Origin of the sequence: Paracoccus sp. (in: a-proteobacteria) (genome assembly GCF_047973135.1) — a bacterium.
GTDB lineage: Bacteria > Pseudomonadota > Alphaproteobacteria > Rhodobacterales > Rhodobacteraceae > Paracoccus.
In genome coordinates, this window is the sequence record NZ_JBKEBL010000138.1 from 1 (window position 1) to 24330 (window position 24330).

Below are 24330 nucleotides of genomic sequence, written 5' to 3' on the forward strand. Positions count from 1 at the left end.
ATCCGCCTTCAGCAGGATCCGCGCCTTCAGAAGCCGATAGGCCGCATCCCGGCCCTTGCCGATCATCCTCTCCAGCCGCGCCCGCTCGTCAGCATCAAGCCGAACAACATATCTAACCCGAAGCCCACCTTCGCCCATCCCAATACCCTCCTGAAACCTGTTCCGGGGCAGGGATTCAGAAAATCCGGAAAGTGTCAAATCAGATGAGTTGAAGGACTAGGGTGGTTGAGGGCATCGCGTTGTGATTTTCTGACGGATTCTGCCTTGCGAACAGGATTGTCAGATGATCACGAAATTCAGCGCTGCCCTCAGCGAAAAACTATCGCCGCATATTGATCTGAGCAAGAGCCGGCTGGAGACGCTGACACTGCTGATCACGATCGGTGCGCGGACGGTGAACCTGAGCCATATCGCCAGCGAACGCGGATCACCTGTGAAACCCGTCCCGACCTACAGGCGTCTGCAACGGCCTGTCTCCGATCCAACAAACTGGCGATCACCGTCTTCGACGGCTACGACGATATCGTCGGCAAATGTTGCGACGCATGGAACTCCTTCGCCAACTGCCCCGGCACAATCAACTCGATCACATCAAGAGACCGGGAAAAGGTCAATGAATAGGGCCGTTGGTATGACACGGGTTGTGAGCAATATTTACCCCGTTCCGTGTAATGCGGCAGGTCTTTTCGGCACGGCACCGCCGGTTGATTTGCGTCCCGCGATGGCCGGGGGCGCTGCGCCCCCCGGACCCCCCGCCGCCGTCAGGCCCCCTTGGGCATCCGGGCGCGGGCAGTCTCTTTCAGCGAGGTCAGAAAACTCGTGACCTGCCTTTCCATCGCCCCCGTTGCCGTTTCCGCCAGCCAGCTTTCGCCAATTCCGGCATCGGGGGTCAGGGCAGTTTCCAGCCGCTGCGCCCCGGCCTGCTGATCTGCGGTCAGCGGCAATTTCCGGGCCTCGCGCAAGAGCAGCAACCAGTCATGGATGCGGCGGGCGCGCTGAAAAGCCTCGATCATCGGCACGGCCAGTTCGGGCGCATCGCGCCACGACCTTCCGCCAAAGCACTCTTGCGTCACCCTCTGGCCTGCGCCATTGCAACTATAGCCGATACAACCGCTGAAACCGGCGGTGCGGCGGTGCTGGTGGATGGCGCAGCCATGGTCCGCGCCCAGATGGCGGCAGGGGGTTCCCGCCGGTTTGCCTATCGCGAAGGACGGGCCCTCGTCGAAGGCAAGGGCCATGCAGCACAGGGCCGCGCAGCGGGCGCAATCGTCTGAAAGAAGATCCTGCGGCACAATAGGGTTCCTGTCAGTGTCGCGACTGCAACTGGACTGGCAGAGCGACTTTGTCAAACCCGCGCCGATCCTGCGCCGATCCTGCGCCGGGGGAGGGGCGTGTCAGCCGCCGGGCGTGCGGGCAGGTCGCGCCTCGCCCGGCCCGATCCCCAAACGGCGGGTCGGCAGTTCCTCCATGATCGCGCTTCGCTGATCAGGCGACAGGCTGCCCCACGCGGCAATTTCGTCCAGCGTACGTAAGCAACCCGTACAGACCCCGCTGGTCGGGTCCATCACACAGATATTGACGCAGGGGCTGGCGGGTTGATGCGGGGGAATGGCGCGGTGCTTTGTCATTGGCAACAGCGTAGATGCGGCCACGATCCGTTGCAAGCAGCAGCGCGGTCGCTGCCCGGTGATTGCCAGAAGCGGAGAGGGAGCCCCTGGAAGAGGCTGACGATTTCGCCGGGATCAGGCGCCGGGGCCGTAGCGGGCCCGATTGCCTGCGGCACCATTGCCGGGGTGTTTTGCACCCCCGGCCACGATTCGCTGAACGATGTGAAGGCAACCCAATTGGCCCGCTGCTTCTGGTCAGCGCCCCAACAAGCTGCCAAGCGACCGTGTTGCACGAACAAAGTTCTGCTCGCACCGGCCCCTTTTCCCCTGATCGTCATGCGACACGCTCATGGACCACGCGCCCAAGGTGGTTCATGCGGTTCAGGGCGCGGGTGGCGATTTTGGTTTCGGTGGTCTGGGTCTCCAGTTTGCGGCCGCGCAGGTTCGGTCCGATGACCTGCTTGAAGCGCCCGATCCGGGCCTCGCCGCGTGATCCGTGGCCATGCCCGGCGATCATGTCGATCCGGGCGTTGCGCAGCTCGCAATCGGTCGGGACAGCGGTCTTCGGTGGCGGGAAGTTTGACATCCGGTCCCGGGGCCTGCCGGACCGTCGCGGTGGTTGCGTGCCATCACAGGTGCCGTCGGCGATGAAGCGGCGCACCGGAGCGATGACATCGGCCAGAAGATCGGGCAGAGCGGCGGGATCCCCGACATGCTCGGTGGTCAGGCAGAAGGTCACGATCCCGCCGCGCCGTATTGTATTTGAAAGGCATCCCATGGCCCTGTTGTCAAAACGACCAAATGGCTACGCCTCGGAAAGGACTTATGCAACACGGTCCATCTGATTCCTGTCCCGACCGGGCCGCCCCGACAAGCGGCGCGGTCATGTGATCCGTTCGTCCGGCGATGTCATGAAGCTTTGACTCCGTTCCCGGTTTCCATATAGTCCCCCCTGCTATATGTGACCGAAGCAGGCCAGAATGACCCACACCATTCGCGACAAAACTCCGCTGATCGCCCGGATCAGGCGGATCAAGGGCCAGCTTGAGGGGGTCGAGCGCGCGCTGGACGCGGAAACCGGCTGCGCCGAGATATTGCGCCAGCTTGCCTCGATCCGTGGCGCAATGAACGGGCTGACCCGCGAAGTGATGGAGGATCATCTGCGCGAACATGTCGTCGAAGCGGCATCCGAGGCCGAGCGCCGGCATGGCGCGGATGAAATGATCGAAATTTTGCGGAGTTATCTGAAATGAATGATGCAGCGGTGACGGGGCATGACCACGTCTTTCTGGGCAGGGATCAGGACCGGAACGAGCGCCGGGTCTGGCTGGTGATCGCCCTGACCGCCGCGATGATGGTGGCCGAGATCGGCGCGGGCCACATATTCGGTTCCATGGCGCTGATCGCCGATGGCTGGCACATGTCCACTCATGCGGGTGCCATGCTGATTGCGGCGCTGGCCTATGGCTATGCGCGCCGCTACGCGCGGGACCGGCGCTTTACCTTCGGGACCGGGAAACTGGGCGATCTGGCCGGATTCGCCAGTGCGGTGGCGCTGGCCCTGATTGCGCTGCTGATCGGCTGGGAAAGCCTGATGCGCTTTGCGGATCCGGTGCCGATCAGCTTTGGTCAGGCGATCATGGTCGCGGTGCTGGGGCTGGCCGTCAACCTGATCTGCGCGTGGCTGCTGCGCGACGACCACGCCGACCACCACCATCACGGGCATGACCACGCGCATGACCACGGGCATGATAACAACCTGCGTGCGGCCTATCTGCATGTGCTGGCCGATGCACTGACGTCGGTTCTGGCGATCGCGGCGCTGCTGCTGGGATGGGCCTATGGATGGAACCGGGCAGATCCAATCATGGGCGTGGTTGGTGCGCTGGTCATCTCGCGCTGGTCCTGGGGGCTGATGCGGGATGCGGGTGGCGTGCTGCTGGACAGGCTGCCGGAAGGGCAGGGGCTGGAGACCGCGATCCGGCAGGCGATAGAGACGCCCGACGACCGGATCACCGACCTGCATGTCTGGCAGGTAGGCCCCGGCCACAGCGCTGCCATCATTGCCATCGCATCGTCCAGCCCCCGGCTGCCTTCGTGCTACAAGACCCGCCTGAACCACCTTTCCGGCCTGTCCCACATCACGGTCGAGGTCGAACCGGTGAAGCCGTCCCCGGACGCCCTGACCCGCGACGAAATACGCGCCTGATACCGGCGGCCCCGATTTCGAAGGCCGGAGGCGCGGATATTGCTGCTGCTGGCGTTGCTGCGGGGCAGCCTTCAAGACTGTCGGTATGGCTGACGGAAGCTGATTTTGATGACAAAATCTGCGCAGCATCTGCGTCAGATCAGAAGGTTGTGCCAGACAACATGATCACCTTCAGAGCGTCCGGCTATATCAGTTCTCGGGGCGGTGGGCGGGATCGTCCTGATAGCTGCGTGCGAACGCGGCGATCCGGTCGCGGTGTTGCAGGGTCAGGTCGATATCGTCCCAGCCGTTGATCAGCTTGACCTTCCAGCTTTCGGGCAGGTCAAAGCGCGCCTCGATCCCGGCGACACGCAGCGTTCCGGCGGTCAGGTCGATCCGCGCCTCGGCATCTGCATCGGCAAGGCGGGCCAGCATCGCCTCGACCGCTGTGTCGGGGATGCGCGCGGGCAGCAGGCCGTTATTCACCGCGTTCGAGGCGAAGATGTCGCCGAAACCGGGCGCGATGACCGCGCGGATGCCGTAATCGACCAGCGCATAGACCGCCGCCTCGCGCGATGACCCGCTGCCGAAATTGCGGCGGGCGACAAGTACGCTGGTATCGTCGCGCAGCGGCGTGGGCCGCGGGCGGCCATCGGCACCAAAGCGCATGTCATGCAGTAGAAAGCGGCCATAGCCCTGATCGCGTGGAGTTGCCATGAAGCGCGCGGGAATCAGTTGATCCGTGTCGATGCTTTCCAGCGCCAGCCCGGCGGCGCGGCCCGCATGCGTGGTCCAGCCAGTCATGGGTGGCGGCCCTGCAAAAACGGGCGCATATCGGTCAGCGTCCCGGTTATGGCGGCGGCGGCGGCCATGGCGGGCGACATCAGATGGGTGCGCACGCCCCGGCCCTGGCGGCCCTTGAAATTACGGTTGGTGGTCGAGGCGACGCGCGATCCCGGCGGTGCGGAATCGCCGTTCATGGCCACGCACATCGAACAGCCCGGTGCGACCCAGTCCAGCCCGGCCTCGCGAAAGAGCCGGTCCAGCCCCTCGTCCTCGGCCTGCGCCCTGACCAGCCCCGATCCGGGCGAGACCATCCCTCTGATTCGCGCCTTGCGTCCCGCAAGAATGGCGGCGGCGGCGCGCAGATCCTCGATCCTTGCGTTGGTGCAGGAACCGATAAAGACCTGATCGACGGGTATCCCCTGAAGCGGGCAGCCCGGTGTCAGCCCCATGTAATCCAGCGCGTCGCGGATATGGTCGGCCTTGCCGGGCGCGGCGCGGGCCGGGTCGGGGATCGTGGCGTCGATGGGCAGCGCATCCTCGGGGCTGGTGCCCCAGGTGACGACCGGCGCAAGGCTGGTGGCGTCCAGTGTGAACTCGGTGTTGAATTGCGCGTCACGGTCGCTTGCCAGAGACAGCCACTTGTCCGCCAGACGGCTCCAGTCGGCCTGCGGCGCATGGGGCCGGCCCTTCAGATAGGCCAGCGTCCTGTCATCGGGCGCAACCATGCCCAGCCTGCCGCCGCCTTCGATCGTCAGGTTGCACAGGGTCATCCGCCCCTCCATCGACAGGGCGCGCACCGCTGCGCCGGCATATTCCACCGCATGCCCCCGCGCGCCGTCGGCCCCCAGTCGGGCGATCCAGCCAAGTGCAAAGTCCTTGGCCCCGACGCCGGGGCCGGGCCTGCCGTCGATGGTGATGCGCATGGTTTTCGGCCTGTCCTGCCAGATGGTCTGGGTTGCCAGGACATGCGCCACCTCGGTCGCGCCGATGCCAAAGGCCAGCGCGCCGAATGCGCCATGGGTCGAGGTGTGGCTGTCGCCGCAATTGATCAGCAGGCCGGGCAGGGTCAACCCCTGTTCCGGGCCGATCACATGGACAATGCCCTGTCGCGGATCGTTCAGGTCAAAAAGGCGCAGCCCGTGGCGGCCCGCATTGTCGCGCAGCGTGTCGATCATCCGGCCCTGTACGGTGCCCGCCAACCGGTCGCGTCCGCGCGTTGGGGCATAGTGATCGACCACCGCAAAGGTCAGGTCGGGGCGCGCGACGGGCAGGGCACGTCCGGCAAGCTTGCGAAAGGCATGATGCGAGCCCTCATGCACCAGATGCCGGTCCACCCACAGCAACGAGGCGCCGTTTTCCGCCGTCAGAATTTCGTGCCGCGTCCAGATTTTGTCCAGCATCGTGCGGCTCATGGGGATAACCCGCCTGCGACGACCGGCTGCCATGATTTTCTGCCGCTGTTCCCAACCCGGTTCAGCGCCATTTCCAGCCGGAACCGGTCTGGCCGGTACAGAGCGGACAGATACTCGACCCCCTTGCCATCCGCGTCGTGAATGACCCGCGTCAGCGACAGCAGGGCCGAACCGACGGCAATCTGCATCATCCCGGCCACCTCGGGCGAGGCAAGCACGGCGGATACCCATTGCCGCGCCGATTCGATCCTTGCGCCGCTGCGTTCCAGCAGGGCGAACATCGGCGCGCCCGCCAGTTCCGCCTCGGAATAGTTGCGGGCGATCTGTTCGGGCACATAGGTCGTCAGATGTGAAAACGGCTCACCCTCGGCCAGCCGGATGCGCACGGCGTGCTGCACCATTGCGCCGGGGGCAAGGTTCATCGCCTCGGCGACGGCGGGCGGGGCGGGCTGATAGGCGAAAGACATCAGCCGCGCCTCGGTTCCGCGCCCCATCGAGACGATATGCGTGATCAGCGTGCTGAGATCGCCGGTGATCGTCGGCGTCGTCTCGCATACAACCGAGCCCGAACCGACTTTCTTGCGGATCAGCCCGTTCGCCACCAGCGCATCCAGCGCGCGCCGGATGGTGACGCGCGACACGCCATGCATCCGCGACAATTGCTGTTCGCTTGGCAGCGCGCTGCCCGCCGGACGCTGCCCGCCCGCGATTTCGTCGCGCAGCAGCAAATAAACCCGCCGAGCCTTGCCGCCCTCGGGCAGGTCCGCGCCAGCCGGCATAAGGGTCCGCGCCTGTTCGGTCATGTCTTTCAGCGTCCCGTTGCACAGTCAGCCGAGTATAGGCTTGTCGCCCGACACATAACACATATTTTTTATTGCCGAAAAGATGTATCTTTTATAGAACAGATTTTGAGGCGGAGGAGAGGCTTCACAATGTTCGGGAACCACAGGATGCGGCCGGTGCCTGCTGGCGCGGCCGCCGTGAAAGGCAACGCATGAACAAGATCGACCCCATCACCCTGGCGGTCCTGACGGGCCGGATGGAACAGATCGCGGACGAGATGGACGCAACGCTGTTCCGCTCGGCCTTCAATCCGATCATCGCCGAGGCGCATGACGCCAGTCACGGCCTTTATCACGCGGAAACCGGCGATACGCTGATTCAGGGCAAGTCGGGGCTGCCGATCTTTGTCGGCGTCATGGCCTTTGCGGTCAAGGCGGTGATCGACAAGGCCGCCGCGAATGGCGGGCTGAACGATGGCGATGTCTATATCTTCAACGATGCCCATATCGGCGGCACGCATCTGTCGGACATGCGGCTGGTGCGGCCATGTTTCCATCGCGGCAAGCTGTTCTGCCATCTGGCCAGTGTCGGGCATTGGCACGATGTCGGCGGCAATGTGCCCGGAAACTATAACCCCGCCGCGACCGATGTGTTTCAAGAGGCATTCGTGCTGCCTCCAGTCCGGCTGGTGCGCGCAGGAGTGGTGCAGACCGATGTGATCGACATCATCATGCGCAACACAAGGATGCCGCAATCGGCCACGGGCGATCTGAACGGCCAGCTTGGCGCGCTGGATCTGGGCGTGCGAAGGCTGAATGCGCTGCTGGACGAATATGGTGCCGATACGGTGCGCGCGGCGCTGGATGCGCTTGGCGACCGGGCGCAGGCGCTGGCGCGGGCCGAGATCGAAACTTTGCCCGATGGCCGCTGGCAGGCCGAGGATTTTCTGGACAATGACGGCATCTCGGACCAGCCGCTGCCGGTCCGCGTCGCGCTGGAGGTCAGCGGCGGGCGGATGTCGCTGGATTTCACCGGCACCGCGCCCGCTGTCGCCGGTCCGGTCAATATCGCGTTGCCGACGGCGGTTGCGACGGTCTATGTCGCGATCAAGCACATGTTCCCGGCGCTGCCCGCGAATGCCGGGGTGATGCGGCAGATCGACGTGACCATCCCCGAGGGCTCGCTGCTGGCGGCCAGCTTTCCGGCGCCGACAGGGGGGTACACGGAAACCATCCTGCGCATGATCGACGTGATTTTCGCGGCGGCGGGGCAGGCCGCGCCGGAACGGGCGGTTGCGAATGCCTATGGCACGATCAATGCGCTGTCGATCACGGGCATGCGCGCGAATGGCAAGCCTTGGGTGATGTTCAGCTTTTTCGGCGGGGGGCATGGCGGCTCGGGGGAAAGCGACGGGCTGAACCACGGCAATGCGCCGATCTCGACCGCGACGATCCCGCCACTGGAAATCCTTGAGGCGGCCTATCCGGTCCTGTTCCGGCAATGGGCGCTGCGCCCCGACAGCGCAGGTGCGGGCGCGCATCGGGGTGGGCTGGGTGCAATCTATCAGATTGAACTACTTGAGGAAAAGGCCGAGGCGTTCCTGTTCGGCGAACGTGGCCGTCATGCGCCTCAGGGTGTGGCCGGGGGTCAGCCCGCCGCCCTGAACGTGTTTTCCTATCAGCAGGATGACGGCTGGCATCGCCCGCCCATGCTGTCCAAGATGCGTGGCATCCGCTTGCGGCGCGGCCAGTCGGTGCGTCTGGAAACACCGGGCGGCGGCGGCTTTGGCGCGGCGGCGGATCGCAGCCCCGCAGCGGTGGCGCGTGACGTGGCGCTTGGTTATGTCAGCGCGGATGCGGCGACGGCGGCCTATGGTCCTGCTTGGAAGGGGGCCGGGGCATGAGCCGCAGCCGGATGATCGGAGTCGATGTCGGCGGTACCTTTACCGACATTTTCATGCTGGACGAGGCGACCGGACAGGCCCGCGTTGCCAAGGTTCCCACCACCCGACCGGACCAGTCCGGCGGTTTTCTGCGCGGCATCGCAGAGGTGACGGACGATCCGGCGCAGGTCTCGGCGGTGGTTCACGGCACCACGGCGGGCACCAACGCGCTGCTGGAACGCAAGGGCGCGCGGATCGGCGTTATCACCACCGCCGGGCTGCGCGACGTGCTGGAGATGCGCCGTCGCGACCGGCCGCGCACCTGGGGGTTGCGCGGCGATTTCGAACCCGTGGTGCCCCGCGACCTGCGGCTGGAGGTGGCCGAACGGACGCTGGCCGATGGTACAATTCTGGAACCGGTCGATCCCTCTGCCATTGTCGCGGCAGGTCGCGAATTGCTGGACCGGGGTTGTCTGGCCGTGGCGGTGCTGTTCGCGAATGCCTATGCCAACCCCGCGAACGAGGCCGTGGCAGTTCAGGCGCTGCGTGACATATGGCCCAGTCCGCATGTGTCCTGCTCATCGGAAATCCTGCCTGAAATCAGGGAATTTGAACGTTTTTCCACCACCGCGCTGAATGCCTGCCTGCAACCCGAAGTCGCGGGCTATCTGCGCCGCCTGCAAAAGGCGCTGGCGGGGGATGGCTTTGGCGGCGAATTCATGATCGTCCAGTCGAATGGCGGGGTGATGGATGTCGATGTCGCCTGCCGCCTGCCGGCGCGCACGGCGCTGTCCGGCCCGGCGGCGGGGGTGATCGCGGCGGGCTATATCGCGCAATGCGCGGGCTTTGACGATGTGATCACCGGCGATGTCGGCGGTACCAGCTTTGACGTGTCGCTGATTTCGGGCGGGCAGACCATGCTGGCGGCGGAAACCTCGATCGATTTCGGGATGGTCATCCGCTCGCCCATGATCGAGATCCAGACGATCAGCGCGGGGGGCGGCTCGATTGCCTGGGTGGACAAGGGCGGAATGCTGAATATCGGCCCCGAAAGCGCAGGCAGCGATCCCGGTCCGGTGGCCTATGGGCGCGGCAATGACCGGCCCACCGTGACCGATGCCAATGTGGTTCTGGGCCGCATCGACGCCAACAGCCCCATTGGCGCGCTGGACCGGCTGGATGTGGATGCTGCGGCGCGGGCCATCGACCTGCATGTCGGTCAGCCGCTTGCGCTGGATACCGTTGCCGCAGCCGAGGCGATCCTGCGTGTCGCCAACAGCCGCATGGCGGGTGCGATCAGGCTGGTCAGCATCGAACGCGGGCTGGATCCGGGCCGCTTTGCCTTCATGCCCTTTGGCGGCGGCGGCGCGCTGCATGCGGGCGCGATGCTGGCCGATGTGGGTATCGGGCGGGCCATCGTGCCGCGCTATCCGGGTGTGACCAGCGCCATGGGCTGCGTCATCGCCGATATGCGGCAGGATTTCGTCCAGACCGTCAACACCCTGACCGACGAGGTGGATGAGATCGCGCTTGCCGCGCTGATGCAGGATCATTTCGACAGGGGTATGGCGCTGCTTGTGGCCTCGGGCTGCAATTTCGACCGGCGCGAGGCCCGGTTCGAGCTGGACATGGCCTATGTCGGGCAGACCCATACGGTGCCCGTGCCCCTGACCGTCGCGATCCGGGATGGCAAGGCCGCCCCCGTCACCCGCGCCGACATCGCCCAAGCCTTCGACACGGCCTATCAGGCGATCTATGGTCGGCTGCTGGCGGGCGGAACCCGGAGGGTGATGAACCTGCGCACGGCGGTGATCGGTGTGCGCCCGAAATTCGACCTGTCCAGCCTTGCGCCGACGGCCACGGGCGATGCCTCGGCGGCGCTGAAATCCACGCGGCGGGTGCATTTCGGCGATGCCTGGCATGACACGCGGGTCTATGCGCGGCTGGATCTGCCGGTCGGCGCGGTCATCCGGGGGCCTGCCGTTCTGGAACAGCCCGACACCACCATCCTGATAGAGCCGTCGCTGACCGGCACCGTCGATACCTTTGGCAATGTCATTATCGAGGCCAGAACATGAAGCACGATTTTGCCCCGGAACGCAGCGCGGTGCTGACGATCGACCTGCAAAACGACTTTCTGCATCCGCAGGGCGCCTATGGCCGGGCGGGGCAGACAGCCCCGGCCATCGCTGCGCTGCCCGCCCGTATCGCCCCGATAATTCAGGGGCTGCGCGCGCAGGGGGGCATCTTTGTCTCGGCCCAGTTCACGCTGATTCCCCGCCGCGGAGGCGAACCGCTGATCGCCCCCCATCTCAAGGAATTGCGCCCGTTTCTGGGCGCGGGCGATTTCGAACCCGGCAGCTTTGGGCATGATCTGGTCGATGACCTGCCACAGGCTGATTTCATGGTGGAAAAGGTCGCCTATTCCGCCTTTTATCAGACCCGCCTGGACCATATCCTAAAGGCGACGGGGATCGACACGCTGATCGTCGGCGGGATCGTGACCAATGGCGGTGTCGCCAGCACGGTGCGCGATGCCCATCTGCGCGGAATCGGGACGATCCTGCTGTCCGATGGCTGCGCGGCCTTCCGGGACGATGTGCACGAGGCGACGCTGATCTCGCTGGGAACGGTATCGCGGGTCACAAGCTGCGCCGACATGCTGCGCCTGACCGGTGATCTGTCATGAGCCTGCGCGACAGACTGAAACAGGACCGGATCGCCATCGCTCCCGGCGTCTATGACGGGCTGACGGCGAGTATCGCCACCGAGGCGGGGTTCGAGCTGCTGTATCTTTCCGGCGCGGCGGTGGCCTATACCCGGCTGGGGCGGCCGGATATCGGGCTTAGCACCATGTCGGAAATGGCGGATACGATGATGCTGATCCGCGACCGGACCGACCTGCCGGTGATCATCGACGCCGATACCGGCTTTGGCAATGCACTGAACGCCGCCCGGACGATGCGCATCTATGAGCGCGCGGGGGCAACCGCGCTTCAGGTCGAGGATCAGACCTTTCCGAAACGCTGCGGCCACCTGTCCGACAAATCGCTGATCGGCGCAGCCGAGATGGTCGGCAAGATCAGGGCGATGGCCGATGCGCGCGCCAGCGACGGCACGCTGATCATCGCCCGTACCGACGCCATCGCCGTCGAGGGTTTCGGGGCCGCCTGCGAACGTGCCGAACGCTATGTCGCTGCGGGGGCCGACATCCTGTTCATCGAGGCGCCGCGCTCGATGGCGCAGATGCAGGCGACGGTCCGGCAATTCGGCGGCAGGGTGCCTTTGCTGGCGAACATGGTCGAGGGCGGCGCGACTCCGATCCAGTCCGCCGCAGATCTTGAGGCCGTGGGCTTTTCCATCGTGATCTTTCCGGGCGGTATCGTCCGCGCCCTGGCCCGGACAGCGCAAGATTACTATGCCAGCCTTGGCCGTCATGGCAGCAATGCGCCCTTCAGGGACCGGATGTTCGATTTCGACGGGCTGAACGGGGTGATCGGCACGCCCGCCATGCTGGCGCTTGGCCACAGCTACGAAGAGAGGTGACATGGGCCGCATAGACCGCTCTGCACCGGATTTTGCCTTTGGCGTCGAGACGCTGGTCATCGGTGCCGGTGCGGCGGGTCTGGTGGCGGCGCTGGCCGCGCGGCAGGCGGGCCAGCAGGTGCTGGTGCTGGAACGCGATACGGTTCCGCAGGGCTCGACTGCGCTGTCGGCGGGGCTGATCCCGGCGGCGGGTACGGCACTGCAACGGGCGGCGGGCATCGACGACGACGCGGCCCGGTTCGCCGCCGATATTCAGCGCAAGGCGCATCACCGGAACGATCCTGCGCTGGTGGCCGCCCTGACCGGACATTCGGCCCGCGTGATCGACTGGCTGTGTCAGGCGCATGACCTGCCGTTTTCGGTGGTGGACGGGTTCGACTATCCCGGCCATTCGCTCCGCCGCATGCACGGCCTGCCGGGCCGGTCGGGCCGCGATCTTCAGGATGCGCTGCGCCAGCGATGCGAGGCGTTGCAGATCGACATCGTGACCTCGGCGCAGGTGGATGTGCTTTATGCCGATGGCGACCGGATCGCCGGGGCGGGCTTTCTGCGGCCCGATGGCGGGCGGGAAACGGTCGGGGCGGGGCGGGTCGTTCTGGCCTGCAACGGCTTTGGCGGCAATCGCGCCAAGGTCGCCGAATATCTGCCGGACATCGCAGCGGGGCTGTGGTTCGGGCATGATGGCAATACCGGCGACGCGCTGGATTGGGGCGCGGCGCTGGGGGCCGATCTGTGCCATCTGGGGGCCTTTCAGGGCCATGGCAATGTGGCGCATCCCCATGGCATCCTGATCACCTGGGCCACGATGTCCGAAGGCGGCATTCAGGTGAATGCCTCGGCGCAGCGGTTCTGGAACGAAAGCCGGGGCTATTCCGAGGCCGCGCGGCAGGTTCTGGCGCAGCCCGGTGGCGTGGCATGGGCGATCTTTGATGCGCGCATCGCCGCGATTGCCCGCCAGTTCGAGGATTTCCGTAACGCCGAGGCGCAGGGTGCCGTACGGACCGCCCCGGATGCGCAGGCGCTGGCCGGACTGCTGGGTCTGCCCGCCGATGCGCTGGATGCGACGCTGGCCGGATTGTCACTGGGCATCGACGATTTCGGGCGCGACTTTGCGGGCAAGCCCCGGCTGACCCCTCCGCTTTGCGGTGTCCGGGTCACGGGGGCGCTGTTTCACACGCAGGGCGGGCTGCGGGTCGATGACCGGGCGAGGGTGCTGGACCGGGCGGGCAGGCCCTTTCCAAATCTCTGCGCCGCCGGTGGTGCGGCCTGCGGCGTCTCGGGTGATGGCGATGACGGTTATCTGTCGGGCAACGGGCTGCTGGCGGCCGTGGTGCTGGGCTTTCTGGCCGGGCAGGCGACGGACATTTCAGGACAACAAAATCAGATCAACAAGGGAGTATAGGACATGACCAGACAGGTTCACGCGATCAGCCGCCGCACGGCGCTGAAGGGTGCGGCGGTCACGGCAGCGGCGATGGCCGCGCCCTCGATCCTGCGCGGGGCCGAACCCGCGCCGATCCGCATCGGCGTGTTGCAGCCGGTGACGGGGGCGCTGGCGCTGGACGGAGAATATGGCCGTCAGGGCGCGGAAATGGCCATCGCGGACGTGAATGCCGCAGGCGGGATCAGGTCGTTGGGCGGTGCCCGGCTGGAAATGGTCTTTGGCGATGCGCAATCCAGCCCCGATGCCGGCGTGCAAGAGGTCGAGAACATGCAATCCGCCGGGGTGGCGGCCATTGTCGGCGGTTTTGCCAGCCCGATCTGTCTGGCCGCGTCGCAGGCGGCGGCGCGCTATGATCTGGCCTACATGGTCGATGTCGGCGTGTCGGACAAGATCACTCAGCGGGGGCTGAAGAACACCTTTCGCTTTGCCCCCGGCTTTTCCATCTGCACGGCGGCGGCGATCCGGAACCTTGTGCAGATCAACGACGCGGCGGGCAAGCCGACCAAATCCGTCGCGCTGGTCCACGAGGACGGGCTGTTCGGGTCGGGCCTTGCCGATCTGATGGAACAGGAACTGCCACAGCACGGGTTCGAGATCATCGAGCGCCTGCCCGTGCCCACCCCGTCGCGCGATCTGTCGAATGTGGTGCTGAAACTGCGCTCGGCCAGGCCCGATCTGATCATTCCCAGCACCTATTTCGGCGAAACGGTGCTGCTGGCGCGCACCATGCAGCAACAGCGCGTCCGGCCCAAGGCGGTCTATGCGGTTCTGAACGGCGCGGCCTCGAACCGGCGCTTTGTCAGCGAATACCCGCAGGCGGCCGAGGGCATCATGGATGTGAATCACTGGCAGAACCCGAACAATCCGAAGAATGCCGAACTGATGCAGCGGATCGAGGCGGGCGGCGGGACATGGAACTATAACACGCCGCTGAACTATTCGAACATCATGCTGGTTGCCGACGCGCTGGAACGCGCGGGTTCGGCCGATCGCGGCGCGCTGATCGAGGCGATCACGGCCTCGACCTTTGACGGCCATCTGATGCCCTATGGCCTGACCCGGTTCGAGAACGGGCAGAATATGGGCGCGGCGCCGGTCTCGACTCAGGTTCAGGACGGCGGGATCAAGGTGGTTCACCCCGAGGAGTTTGCCAACGCCGAACCCCGTTTCCCGGCAAACGCCTAAATCCGTGCAGGGCGGCGGCCCCGCCCCGCCCCGACACGCAGGAGCACGCGATGTATCCCATCCCCATCATTGCCGAGGCCATGCTGAACGGTCTGCTGACAGGTGCGGTCTATGCCCTGATCGCATTGGGCCTGACGCTGGTTTACGGCGTTCTGCACATCATCAATTTCGCCCATGGTGCCTTTCTGACCGCTGCCATGTTCGCGGTCTGGCTGGGGGTCTCGGCGCTTGGGGTCAGCCCCTATCTGCTGATCCTGCCTCTGGCGGCGGTCTTTTACGGGCTTGGCTATGCCACGCAGCGTTTTGTGATCGGCCCGGCCAGCCATGGCGAGGACGGGAACTTTCTGCTGGTCACGCTTGGCCTGTCGATCATCATCGAAAACGTGCTGCTGGCCCTGTTTCAGTCCGACACCCGCTCGATCCCGTCAGACCTTGCGTTCGAGGTAGTCGAGATGGGGCCGCTGCTGCTGTCCAAGGCGCGACTTTACGGCTTTGCCGCGGCGCTTGTCGTCACTGGCCTGCTGTGGGTGCTGCTGGCCCGGACCGATACCGGCAAGGCGATCCGCGCGGTCGCGAAGGAACAGCTTGGGGCCAGCCTGATGGGTATCGACGTGAAACATATCTTCTCGGTGACATTCGGCCTTGGCGCGGCGACGACGGCCATCGCGGCCTGCCTGCTGATGCCGGTCTTTTATGTCAATCCGCATGTCGGCGGGGTCTTTGTGCTGGTCGCCTTTACCATTGTGGTACTGGGCGGCATGGGGTCGATCCCCGGCGCGCTGCTGGGCGGGCTGATCATCGGCGTGGTCGAAAGCCTGTGCGGCCTGTTTCTGGGCGACAGTCTTGGACAGATCGGTATCTTCATCATCTTCATCCTGGTCCTGCTGTTCCGGCCGACCGGGTTGTTCGGAGCAAAGGCATGACCGGACGCGGCTATCTTCCCATCATCGCCGCGCTTGCGGCCATCGCGGCGCTGCCGCTGCTGGTGCAGTCGAACTCGGTGCTGAATTTCGTTGTGTTCACCCTGATCATCGCCATTGCCGCGCAGGGCTGGAACCTGCTGGGCGGTTTTGCCGGGCAGTTTTCCTTCGGCCATGCGGCATTCTTCGGGACCGGGGCCTATGTCTCGGCGATCCTTCAGACCGGTTTCGGGGTCAATGCCTGGGCGGCGACGCTGATCGCCATCGCGGCGGGCGCTGGCGTGGGCTGGGTCATCGGCTTTCTGTCCTTCCGGGCCGGTCTGCGCGGGTCGTATTTCGCGCTGGTCACGCTGGCCTTTGCCGAGGTACTGCGGATTCTGGCCAATGCTCTTGGTGTCACGGGCGGCGCGGCGGGGCTGCTGATGCCGCTGGATGTGGGCCTGTGGAACATGCAGTTTTCCAGCCGGGCGGCATTCCTGTGGCTGGCGCTGGCCTTTCTGGCCGCCGCGCTGCTGATCACCCGCGCGCTGGTCAATTCGCGCTTTGGCGCCTATATGCTGGCAGTCCGCGAGAACGAGGACGCGGCCATGGCGCTTGGCGTCGATGCGCTGGATGTCAAGCTCAAGGCGATCACCCTTTCGGGGGCGATGACGGCTGCGGCGGGGTGCCTGTACCTTCAGTACTTTCTGTTCATCGACGCGGGCATCGGCTACGGTGTCTGGATCTCGGTCGAGGCGCTGCTGGCGGCAATGGTCGGCGGGCGCGGCATGGGCGCGCTGATCGGCGCATTCACCCTGCACGGCCTGGGAGAGCTGACCAAGCATTTCGCGAATGCCGCGCCGGGGGTCGATCTGGCGATCTATGGGGTCGTGCTGGTCGTGGTCGTGTGGTTTGCGCCGGGCGGCGCGCTTGGGCTGGCCGGGCGGCTCTGGCACCGCGCGGCGACGAACAAATCCGCGGGGGCCAGCCATGCTTGAGGTCGAACATGTCACCAAGCGGTTCAGCGGGCTGGTCGCGGTGGACGATGCCTCGATGTCGGTCGGTCAGGGGCAGATCGTGGGATTGATAGGTCCGAACGGGGCGGGCAAGACCACCCTGTTCACCATGATCGCCGGGTTCCAGACCCCGACCGAGGGGCAGATCCGGTTTGACGGTCAGGACGTCACCGGCCTCAGGGCGCATCAGCGCGCGCGGCTGGGCATTGCGCGGACCTTTCAGATCGTCCAGCCGTTTTCGGGCCTGAACGTGCGCGAAAACATCGCCGTCGGGGCCTATCTGCGGCATCCCCATGCGGCGGATGCCCATGCAAGGGCGGATGCGGTGGCCGAACAGGTCGGACTGTCGCATATGCTGGACCGGCAGGCATCCGAGCTGACCGTATCAGGGCGCAAGCGGCTGGAACTGGCCCGTGCCATCGCGACCGAACCCAGGCTGTTGCTGCTGGACGAGGTTCTGGCCGGTCTGAACCCGTCAGAGCTGCGCGACATCGTGCCGGTAATCCGCGCGATCCGGGATCAGGGCGTGACGATCCTGATGATCGAACATGTGATGCAGGCGGTCATGAACCTGTGCGCATTCGTCTATGTCCTGTCGCAGGGCAAGATGATCGCCAGCGGAACCCCGGCGCAGGTCAGCACCGATGAACATGTGATCGAGGCCTATCTGGGTCATGGTGCGGCACAGCGGATGAATGCGGAGGCGGCGGGCGATGCTTGACATAACGGAACTGCGGTCGGGCTATCGCGGGGTCGAGGTTCTGCGCGGCCTCAGCCTGTCGGTCAGCACGGGCGAGATCGTGGCGGTTCTGGGATCGAACGGGGTTGGCAAGACCACGACCAACAAGGTTCTGTCCGGCGTCCTGCCCGTCTGGAGCGGCGAGGTCACCTTCAAGGGCGAGGCGATCACCGGACTGTCGCCCGAGGCCATCGTGGACAGGGGCCTGATCCATGTCCCCGAGGGGCGGCGGATCTTTCCCAATCTGGATGTCCGCGAAAATCTGGAAATGGGCAGTTACCGTCGCGGCAAGCCCAACCGCGCCCGCAATCTTGAGGCTGTGCTGAACAGGTTCCCGCGCCTGCACGAACGCATCACCCAGCCCGCAGGCACGCTGTCGGGCGGGGAACAACAGATGCTGGCGATCGGGCGCGGCATGATGGCCGAGCCGGAATTGCTGATCCTGGACGAGCCCTCGCTTGGCCTGTCGCCGCTGCTGGTCGAGGAAATGTTCGCCCTGATCCGCGATCTGAACGGCGCGGGGATGACGATCATGCTGGTGGAACAGAATGTCGTGCAATCGCTGGAGGTCGCAAGCCGGGTGTTCATCGTCGAGGATGGCGTCGTCACGATCAGCGGGACGGCGGCGGAAATCTCGGGCAATGCCGATCTCCGGCGCTCTTATCTGGGGCTTTAGCTGACGATGACGATGACCCCCGCCTCTGTGATGCTGGCCGAACCGCCGCCCGTCTGGCTGAGCGAATGGGCGGATTTCGCCGCCGGTTTCAACCTTGCGCGCGCCGATCCCGCGCTGGATGCACAGGCCCGGCTGGTCCTTCTGGATTGCATCGGTGCAATCGCCGCAGGCATGCAGGAACCCGAAAACCTTGCGCTGGCCCGCAGGCTGTCAAGGCTGCCGGGGGCGGGGCAAGGACGGGGGATCGCCGTCGGCGCCGGGCTACGTCTGCATGGCGGCGACGCGGCTTTCCTGAACGGCACGGCGGGCACGGCGCTGGAACTGGACGAGGGCAATTCCTTCGCGCGCGGCCATCCCGGCATCCATGTCCTGCCCGCGCTGCTGTCCGGTGCCGGGGGCAGCGCGCTGACCGGCCACGGTTTTCTGCGCGCCTTTGTTCTGGGATACGAGGCCTGTGCCCGCGTCGGTGCCTCGGCCCGGCTGCGCGACGGGCTGCATCCGCATGGCACCTGGGGCGTGATCGGCGCGGCGGTGGCGGCAGGTGCGGCCGAAGGCGCAACGGCGGCCGAATTTGCCGGGTGCTTCAACATCGCTGCGTCAATGGGCGTCGCCAGCAGCCTGCGCAGCATGCTGGAGGGGGCCACAGTCCGCAATGCCTATGCCGGGCTGGCGGCACGGAACGGGCTTTATGCATGGGATCTGGTGCGCGCGGGCTTTGCCGGTGAAATCGACGGGGTGCGAACCGTCTATTCCTCGGTTCTGGCCAGCGGGTTCGATGCCGCCGTGATGACCCGCGATCTGGGCTGGCAATGGGAAATCCGGCGCAATTACTTCAAGCGCCATGCCGCCTGCCGTTTCGTGCATGGCGCGCTTGACGTTGTCGCAGGGCTGATCCGCGATCACGGTTGTCCTGACCCTGCCCTGATCGCGGCGGTCGAGGTCGAAAGCTATGCCATGGCCGCGCAGCTTGACGCGCCCGAACCCGTGACGATGCTGGGGGCAAAATTCTCGGTTCCCTTCGCGATCGCGACGATGCTTGTTCATGGCGAGGCATCGGTGGCGGCTTTCCGCGCACCCGCCTTGCGGGATGAACGGATTGTTCGGCTTTCGCGGCTTGTCAAGGTTGCTGAAAATCCTGACTATACTGCCATGCTGCCCGGCAAACGCCCCGCAAGGGTGGTGATCCGTCTTGTGGATGGTCGTATCCTGTCGGGGGAAACCCTGACCAATCGCGGCGACGCGGCTGACCCTTATTCGCCGCAAGAGGTTGCCGACAAGTTCATGGCGCTGGCCGGGCCGGTCTGGGGAACCGCAGGCGCGCAGCGTGTCCGTAACGTGATCGAAAGGCTTGGAGATGGCGAGACGCCGGACAGCCTTTGCGTCGCCCTGTCCGCGCCCCCGGTTCCGGATCGGTGAAACGCAAAACTGAAAGAGCAAGCAATGGCAAAGGTTCTGGTGATTGTGCCCTTTCCGATGGGGGCGGAAAATCTGGCGCGGCGCAAGGCGCAGCTTGCCTCGGTACGGCTTGGACCGGGGATCGATTTCCAGTTCCGCCCGGTGCGATTTGCGCCTACCGGCTATGTCAGCCAGCAGGATTCGGTTCTGGCCGACCTGGGCATTCTTGAGGCAGGGCTGGAGGCGCAGGCACAGGGCTTTGACGCCGTCTGCATCGACACGATGAGCGATTCCGGTGTCACGGCGCTGCGGTCGGTTCTGGATATTCCGGTGATCGGCCCTGGTCGCCACACGATGCTGGCCGCGCTGATGCTGGGGGAACGCTTCTCGATTGTGGCGATGTGGGACAAATGGCGGCATCTTTATGCCAAGACGCTGGCTGAGCTGGGGCTTGGCAGCCGTTGCGCCTCGATCCGGGCTGCCGGGCTGACGCCGGACAACCAGTCACTGCTGGCGGGAAAGGAGGATGAGGTGTTTCCTCTGTTGCGCGAGGCAGCGATGGCCTGCGTCGAACAGGACGGCGCGGATGTGATCATTCTGGGATCGACCACCATGCACGAGGCGCATGGCTATCTGGCGCGGCATCTGCCGGTTCCGGTGATTAACCCCGGTCCGCTGACCTATCGCATGGCCGCGACCGCAATCGCGCTGGATCAGCGGCACGCCCGACAGGCCTTTCCCATGCCCGCGGGAAATGCGTCGAATGTCATGCACCGGCTTGCAGATGCCGCTGAAGCTTTGTGAAAGAGAATATGCGGATGACCCGAATCCTGCTGATTTCCGACAGTCCCTATTCCGGCCCCGGCGGGGCCGAGGCCGAGATTTGCCATGTCGCGCCCGTGGGATCGCGCGGGGATCCGGGCAGCCCGGCCTGCTGGCCGCTGGCCGATCTGGCGGTTCTGGCAGCAGGGCAGCGGGCGGAACATGACGGGTTCGACGCGGTCTGCCTTGCGGATGCGACCGATTTCGGGGCTGCGGCGCTGCGCTCGGTCCTGTCGATCCCGGTGGTGCCTGCCGGGCGCTCGGCCATGCTGTACGCGCTGACCCTGGGTGACAGGTTCGCGCTGATTTCCCGCGAGAATGTCGCCTTTCGCATGAAAAAACAGATGCGAGAGCTTGGCCTGTCGGGGCAATGCTCGGGGTTGTTGACAGTGGCCGGTGACGCCCCGCTTGCCCATCTGAACGAGGCCGCCGGCCCCGAGCCGGATGCCTTCGTGCTGGCCGGTCCGTTCAGCGCGGATGAGCGGGCGGACCTTCACCGCGCCCTTGCCCGCCCGGTCATCGACCCGGCCGCGCTGTCGGTGCAGCTTTGTCTGGGGTTTCTGGGCCTGGGTCTTGCGCATAGCAAGAACAGCTATCCCGCCCCGCAACTGGCCCGTCCCGGCATGATCGCGGTGCTGGCGGCGGCGGCGCAGGGCGGCTGACCCCGGCTGGCAGGATCATCCACTTGAGATTGTGCCGGAAAGAATGCACCCTGGGGTCTCAACCGTGATGACGTCCGGGCTGTTTCTGAACCGTTCGCACCATTTTCGGGCGTGACGCCGAGACTGCCATATATCGAGGAAAACCCGGAACGTGACCCTGCGCAATCGCCTTCCTGCCTTCATCAGCGACCATTACGAGGTGCATGAATGGCGGCATGCCAGCGCGATCCTGGCCCATGACTTTCCCGACGAATGGCAGGACATCATCGACGTTCTGACCCGGTTCCGGCTGCGGCGCGAATGGATCGAGGTGGGCGGGGGCAACAAGTCGCGCGTTTCGGCTTTTATCGATGGTGCGCTGGCCGAACGCGGCTGGCGAGAGCGGCTGTTCCGTACCGGGATCATGGTTGACGATGCGCTGACCGAAAGCCCGACGCATAAGGTCGATTGCTTCAGGAACGGCATCGGACTGGAGATTGAATGGAACAACAAGGATCCGTTCTATGACCGCGATCTGAACAATTTCCGCCTGCTGTTCGACCTGCGCGCGCTGAGCGTGGGTGTGATCGTGACCCGCGCGGACGAGCTGCAACAGATTTTCAGGGATTTGGGGCGAGGATCGTCTTATGGTGAATCGACGACTCATATGTCCAAGCTGTTGCCGCGAATTGAAGGTGGCGGCGGGGCGGGATGTCCGCTATTGGTATTCGGGATAACCAAGGCACTATATCTTGACGAGGGGCGGAATGACCAGCGCGGCTGACGATCTTCTGGCAACGGCCGGATCGACCCGGTTCGGCACCATTCTGGCCGACCCGCCCTGGCAGTTCCAGAACCGCACCGGCAAAATGGCCCCCGAACACAAGCGGCTGACCCGCTATCCCACCATGATGCTGGACGCGATCTGCGATCTGCCGGTCGAGGCCATCGCCGCCCCGCGCGCGCATCTGTATCTGTGGGTGCCCAACGCCCTGCTGCCCGAGGGGCTGAAGGTGCTAGAACATTGGGGCTTCAAGTACAAGTCCAACCTGATCTGGTACAAGGTCCGCAAGGATGGCGGACCCGACCGGCGCGGCGTGGGCTTTTATTTCCGCAATGTGACCGAGATCCTGCTGTTTGGCGTGCGCGGCACGGATGTGCGGACCCTGGCACCGGGCCGGTCGCAGGAAAACATCCTTGTCACCCAGAAACGCGAACACAGCCGCAAGCCGGACGAACAATACGACCTGATCGAAGCATGCAGTTGGGGACCGCGTCTGGAAATGTTTGCCCGCGGCCCGCGCAAGGGCTGGACCGTCTGGGGCAATCAGGCTGATGATTACGAACCCGACTGGCCCACCTATGCAAACCATTCGCAAAGCAATATCGTGAAGCTTCGCAAATAGGGGGGCGTGGTGGCGCTGGCTCCGATGATCACCATCAGTTCGGGTTTCGACCCCGAGGGCCAGCCGCGCAAGCCCGGCGCGCTGTGCATCGGGGCGCAGAAATCGGGGACGTCATGGCTGGCGCAGATGCTGGGCCAGCATCCGCGCATCTGGATCCCGCCCTTCAAGGAGGTCCAGTATTTCAATCAGCTTTTCATCCCCGAACATCAACGCTGGATCGCCTGGCATTACCGCAACAAGCCCGGCGAAATCCGTGACCGCCATGCCGCGCGCAACCTGCCGATGCCGCCGGAACTGGACGCCTATCTGGACGGGCTGACCAAGGGCAAGATGTTCCACAACCATTGGTACAAGCGCGTCTTTGCCCCCGCGCCGGCCCATGCCATGCCAATGGATTTCACGCCCGAATATTCGACCCTGCCCGATGAGGGCGTCGAATATGTGGCGAATTTCCTGCCAAAGGCAAAGATCGTCTATCTGGTTCGCCACCCGGTTGATCGGGCCATATCACAATTGCGGATGAACCTGCGCCGCGAAAAGCGCAATCCGCAGACCACGGCCGAATGGCTGGCCGAACTGGACAGCCCGGTGCTGTATGACCGGGGCGACTATGCCGCCTATCTGCCGCGCTGGCGCAGGCACTATCCCGACATGCTGATCCTGCCCTATGGCCGGATCGCCCGCGACCCCGAGAACCTGCTGGCCGGGGTCGAGGATTATCTGGGCATCGGCCCCTTTGTCTATTCCAACATGCGCAGCAAGGTCTTTGCCACGCCGCCGGGCCTGACCCCTCCGCCTCAGGTCGCCGAGGCGCTGGAACGGCGGCTTGAACCGCAGGTTGCGTTCCTGACTGCGGAAATGGGCGCGGATTTCGTCGCCGGGATCCGCTGATCTTCCCCCCGCGCGCGCTTTCCCCTAAACAGCCTGAAACCAAGCAGGAGATTTTCGATGGCGTCCTATCAGTTCGTCTACCACATGGATGGCGTGTCCAAGACCTATCCCGGCGGCAAGAAGGTGTTCGAAAACATCCGCCTGAACTTTTTGCCCGGCGTCAAGATCGGCGTCGTGGGTGTCAACGGCGCGGGGAAATCGACCCTGCTGCGCGTCATGGCCGGGCTGGACAAGGATTTCTCTGGCGAGGCATGGGCGGCCAAGGGTGCGACCGTCGGCTATCTGCCGCAGGAACCGCAACTGGATGCCAGCCTGAACGTGCGCGACAATGTCATGCTGGGCGTCGCCGCGAAAAAGGCCAAGCTGGACCGCTATAACGAGCTGGCGATGAATTACAGCGACGAAACCGCCGAGGAAATGGCGAAGTTGCAGGACGAGATTGACGCCGAAAACCTGTGGGATCTGGACAGCCAGATCGATGTCGCGATGGAGGCACTGCGCTGCCCCTCTGACGATGCCGATGTCGAGACGCTGTCAGGCGGCGAGCGCCGCCGCGTCGCGATGTGCAAGCTGCTGCTTGAGGCACCCGACATGCTGCTCTTGGACGAACCGACCAACCATCTGGACGCGGAAACCATCGCCTGGCTGCAAAAGCACCTGATCGAATACAAGGGAACGATCCTGATCGTCACCCATGACCGCTATTTCCTGGACGACATCACCGGCTGGATCCTGGAACTGGATCGCGGCCGCGGCATCCCCTACGAGGGGAACTATTCCGCATGGCTGGAACAAAAGGCCAAGCGGATCGCACAAGAGGCGCGCGAGGACAAGGCCAAGCAGAAGACGCTGGAACGCGAACTGGAATGGATCCGCGCCGGGGCCAAGGCGCGTCAGGCCAAGCAAAAGGCCCGGATCAACGCCTATAACGAAATGGCCAGCCAGTCCGAGCGCGAGAAACTGACCCGTGCCCAGATCATCATCCCGAACGGTGAAAGGCTGGGCAACAAGG

25 protein-coding genes are annotated in these 24330 nt (G+C 64.9%); 19 read left to right on the forward strand and 6 right to left on the reverse strand.

Annotation, left to right across the window (positions count from 1 at the left end; genetic code table 11):
- Positions 1-761: 761 nt before the first annotated feature.
- The 3 genes from ACK5L9_RS10565 to ACK5L9_RS10575 form a co-directional block, all read right to left on the reverse strand.
- Positions 762-1292 (reverse strand): hypothetical protein, encoded by a 531-nt coding sequence (locus tag ACK5L9_RS10565; RefSeq protein ID WP_416911424.1) that lies wholly within the window; start codon positions 1290-1292, stop codon positions 762-764.
- 102 nt (positions 1293-1394) lie between these two features.
- The gene (locus ACK5L9_RS10570) at positions 1395-1628 is read right to left on the reverse strand and encodes a DUF1289 domain-containing protein (RefSeq protein WP_416911425.1); all 234 of its coding nucleotides are present in this window, start codon (positions 1626-1628) and stop codon (positions 1395-1397) included.
- Between the two features lie 313 nt (positions 1629-1941).
- The gene (locus ACK5L9_RS10575) at positions 1942-2346 is read right to left on the reverse strand and encodes a hypothetical protein (protein ID WP_416911426.1); all 405 of its coding nucleotides are present in this window, start codon (positions 2344-2346) and stop codon (positions 1942-1944) included.
- Between the two features lie 241 nt (positions 2347-2587).
- On the opposite strand from ACK5L9_RS10575, the gene ACK5L9_RS10580 reads away from it, so the two are divergent.
- On the forward strand, positions 2588-2860 hold the full coding sequence (locus ACK5L9_RS10580; RefSeq protein ID WP_416911427.1) for a metal/formaldehyde-sensitive transcriptional repressor: 273 nt from the start codon (positions 2588-2590) through the stop codon (positions 2858-2860).
- Positions 2857-3816 carry a CDF family Co(II)/Ni(II) efflux transporter DmeF gene (dmeF, locus tag ACK5L9_RS10585; RefSeq protein WP_416911428.1) on the forward strand — a complete coding sequence of 320 codons (960 nt, stop codon included), beginning with the start codon at positions 2857-2859 and terminating at the stop codon, positions 3814-3816. The genes ACK5L9_RS10580 and dmeF overlap by 4 nt, the downstream gene beginning before the upstream one ends.
- Positions 3817-4005: 189 nt before the next feature.
- On the opposite strand, the gene leuD is transcribed toward dmeF, so the two are convergent.
- The 3 genes from leuD to ACK5L9_RS10600 are packed head-to-tail and all read right to left on the reverse strand — an operon-like array spanning position 4006 to position 6796.
- The gene (gene leuD / locus ACK5L9_RS10590; protein ID WP_416911429.1) at positions 4006-4599 is read right to left on the reverse strand and encodes a 3-isopropylmalate dehydratase small subunit; all 594 of its coding nucleotides are present in this window, start codon (positions 4597-4599) and stop codon (positions 4006-4008) included.
- The gene (leuC, locus tag ACK5L9_RS10595) at positions 4596-5981 is read right to left on the reverse strand and encodes a 3-isopropylmalate dehydratase large subunit (RefSeq protein ID WP_416911430.1); all 1386 of its coding nucleotides are present in this window, start codon (positions 5979-5981) and stop codon (positions 4596-4598) included. The genes leuD and leuC overlap by 4 nt, the downstream gene beginning before the upstream one ends.
- 8 nt (positions 5982-5989) lie before the next feature.
- Complete coding sequence (locus ACK5L9_RS10600; protein ID WP_416911431.1) at positions 5990-6796, reverse strand: GntR family transcriptional regulator; 807 nt, start codon at positions 6794-6796, stop codon at positions 5990-5992.
- A 191-nt stretch (positions 6797-6987) separates the two neighbouring features.
- Between ACK5L9_RS10600 and ACK5L9_RS10605 the strand changes: the two genes are divergently transcribed.
- The 17 genes from ACK5L9_RS10605 to ACK5L9_RS10685 form a co-directional block, all read left to right on the forward strand.
- Positions 6988-8679 carry a hydantoinase B/oxoprolinase family protein gene (locus tag ACK5L9_RS10605; RefSeq protein WP_416911432.1) on the forward strand — a complete coding sequence of 564 codons (1692 nt, stop codon included), beginning with the start codon at positions 6988-6990 and terminating at the stop codon, positions 8677-8679.
- Positions 8676-10736, forward strand: coding sequence for a hydantoinase/oxoprolinase family protein (locus ACK5L9_RS10610; RefSeq protein ID WP_416911433.1), 2061 nt, complete (start codon positions 8676-8678; stop codon positions 10734-10736). The genes ACK5L9_RS10605 and ACK5L9_RS10610 overlap by 4 nt, the downstream gene beginning before the upstream one ends.
- Positions 10733-11347 carry a cysteine hydrolase family protein gene (locus tag ACK5L9_RS10615; RefSeq protein WP_416911434.1) on the forward strand — a complete coding sequence of 205 codons (615 nt, stop codon included), beginning with the start codon at positions 10733-10735 and terminating at the stop codon, positions 11345-11347. Before ACK5L9_RS10610 ends, ACK5L9_RS10615 begins: the two co-directional genes overlap by 4 nt.
- Entirely contained in the window at positions 11344-12204 is an 861-nt protein-coding gene (locus ACK5L9_RS10620) for an isocitrate lyase/PEP mutase family protein (RefSeq protein ID WP_416911435.1), read from the forward strand. The genes ACK5L9_RS10615 and ACK5L9_RS10620 overlap by 4 nt, the downstream gene beginning before the upstream one ends.
- A gap of 1 nt (position 12205) precedes the next feature.
- Entirely contained in the window at positions 12206-13606 is a 1401-nt protein-coding gene (locus tag ACK5L9_RS10625) for an FAD-dependent oxidoreductase (RefSeq protein ID WP_416911436.1), read from the forward strand.
- Positions 13607-13609: 3 nt separating this feature from the next.
- Entirely contained in the window at positions 13610-14833 is a 1224-nt protein-coding gene (locus ACK5L9_RS10630; RefSeq protein WP_416911437.1) for an ABC transporter substrate-binding protein, read from the forward strand.
- A 50-nt stretch (positions 14834-14883) separates the two neighbouring features.
- Positions 14884-15756, forward strand: a complete 873-nt coding sequence (locus ACK5L9_RS10635) for a branched-chain amino acid ABC transporter permease (RefSeq protein ID WP_416911438.1) — start codon at positions 14884-14886, stop codon at positions 15754-15756.
- Positions 15753-16730, forward strand: coding sequence for a branched-chain amino acid ABC transporter permease (locus ACK5L9_RS10640; RefSeq protein WP_416911439.1), 978 nt, complete (start codon positions 15753-15755; stop codon positions 16728-16730). The genes ACK5L9_RS10635 and ACK5L9_RS10640 overlap by 4 nt, the downstream gene beginning before the upstream one ends.
- The gene (locus ACK5L9_RS10645; protein ID WP_416911440.1) at positions 16723-17469 is read left to right on the forward strand and encodes an ABC transporter ATP-binding protein; all 747 of its coding nucleotides are present in this window, start codon (positions 16723-16725) and stop codon (positions 17467-17469) included. The genes ACK5L9_RS10640 and ACK5L9_RS10645 overlap by 8 nt, the downstream gene beginning before the upstream one ends.
- Complete coding sequence (locus ACK5L9_RS10650; RefSeq protein WP_416911441.1) at positions 17462-18163, forward strand: ABC transporter ATP-binding protein; 702 nt, start codon at positions 17462-17464, stop codon at positions 18161-18163. The genes ACK5L9_RS10645 and ACK5L9_RS10650 overlap by 8 nt, the downstream gene beginning before the upstream one ends.
- A gap of 12 nt (positions 18164-18175) precedes the next feature.
- Entirely contained in the window at positions 18176-19579 is a 1404-nt protein-coding gene (locus tag ACK5L9_RS10655) for an MmgE/PrpD family protein (RefSeq protein WP_416911442.1), read from the forward strand.
- A gap of 24 nt (positions 19580-19603) precedes the next feature.
- On the forward strand, positions 19604-20362 hold the full coding sequence (locus ACK5L9_RS10660; RefSeq protein WP_416911443.1) for an aspartate/glutamate racemase family protein: 759 nt from the start codon (positions 19604-19606) through the stop codon (positions 20360-20362).
- A gap of 14 nt (positions 20363-20376) precedes the next feature.
- Complete coding sequence (locus ACK5L9_RS10665) at positions 20377-21042, forward strand: aspartate/glutamate racemase family protein (RefSeq protein WP_416911444.1); 666 nt, start codon at positions 20377-20379, stop codon at positions 21040-21042.
- A gap of 151 nt (positions 21043-21193) precedes the next feature.
- Positions 21194-21805 (forward strand): BglII/BstYI family type II restriction endonuclease, encoded by a 612-nt coding sequence (locus ACK5L9_RS10670; RefSeq protein WP_416911445.1) that lies wholly within the window; start codon positions 21194-21196, stop codon positions 21803-21805.
- Positions 21789-22427 carry an MT-A70 family methyltransferase gene (locus tag ACK5L9_RS10675; protein WP_416911446.1) on the forward strand — a complete coding sequence of 213 codons (639 nt, stop codon included), beginning with the start codon at positions 21789-21791 and terminating at the stop codon, positions 22425-22427. Before ACK5L9_RS10670 ends, ACK5L9_RS10675 begins: the two co-directional genes overlap by 17 nt.
- A 9-nt stretch (positions 22428-22436) precedes the next feature.
- On the forward strand, positions 22437-23318 hold the full coding sequence (locus ACK5L9_RS10680) for a sulfotransferase family protein (RefSeq protein WP_416911447.1): 882 nt from the start codon (positions 22437-22439) through the stop codon (positions 23316-23318).
- Positions 23319-23375: 57 nt separating this feature from the next.
- Positions 23376-24330 (forward strand): ATP-binding cassette domain-containing protein (locus tag ACK5L9_RS10685; RefSeq protein WP_416911448.1); only part of this gene is annotated, 955 nt, incomplete at its 3' end.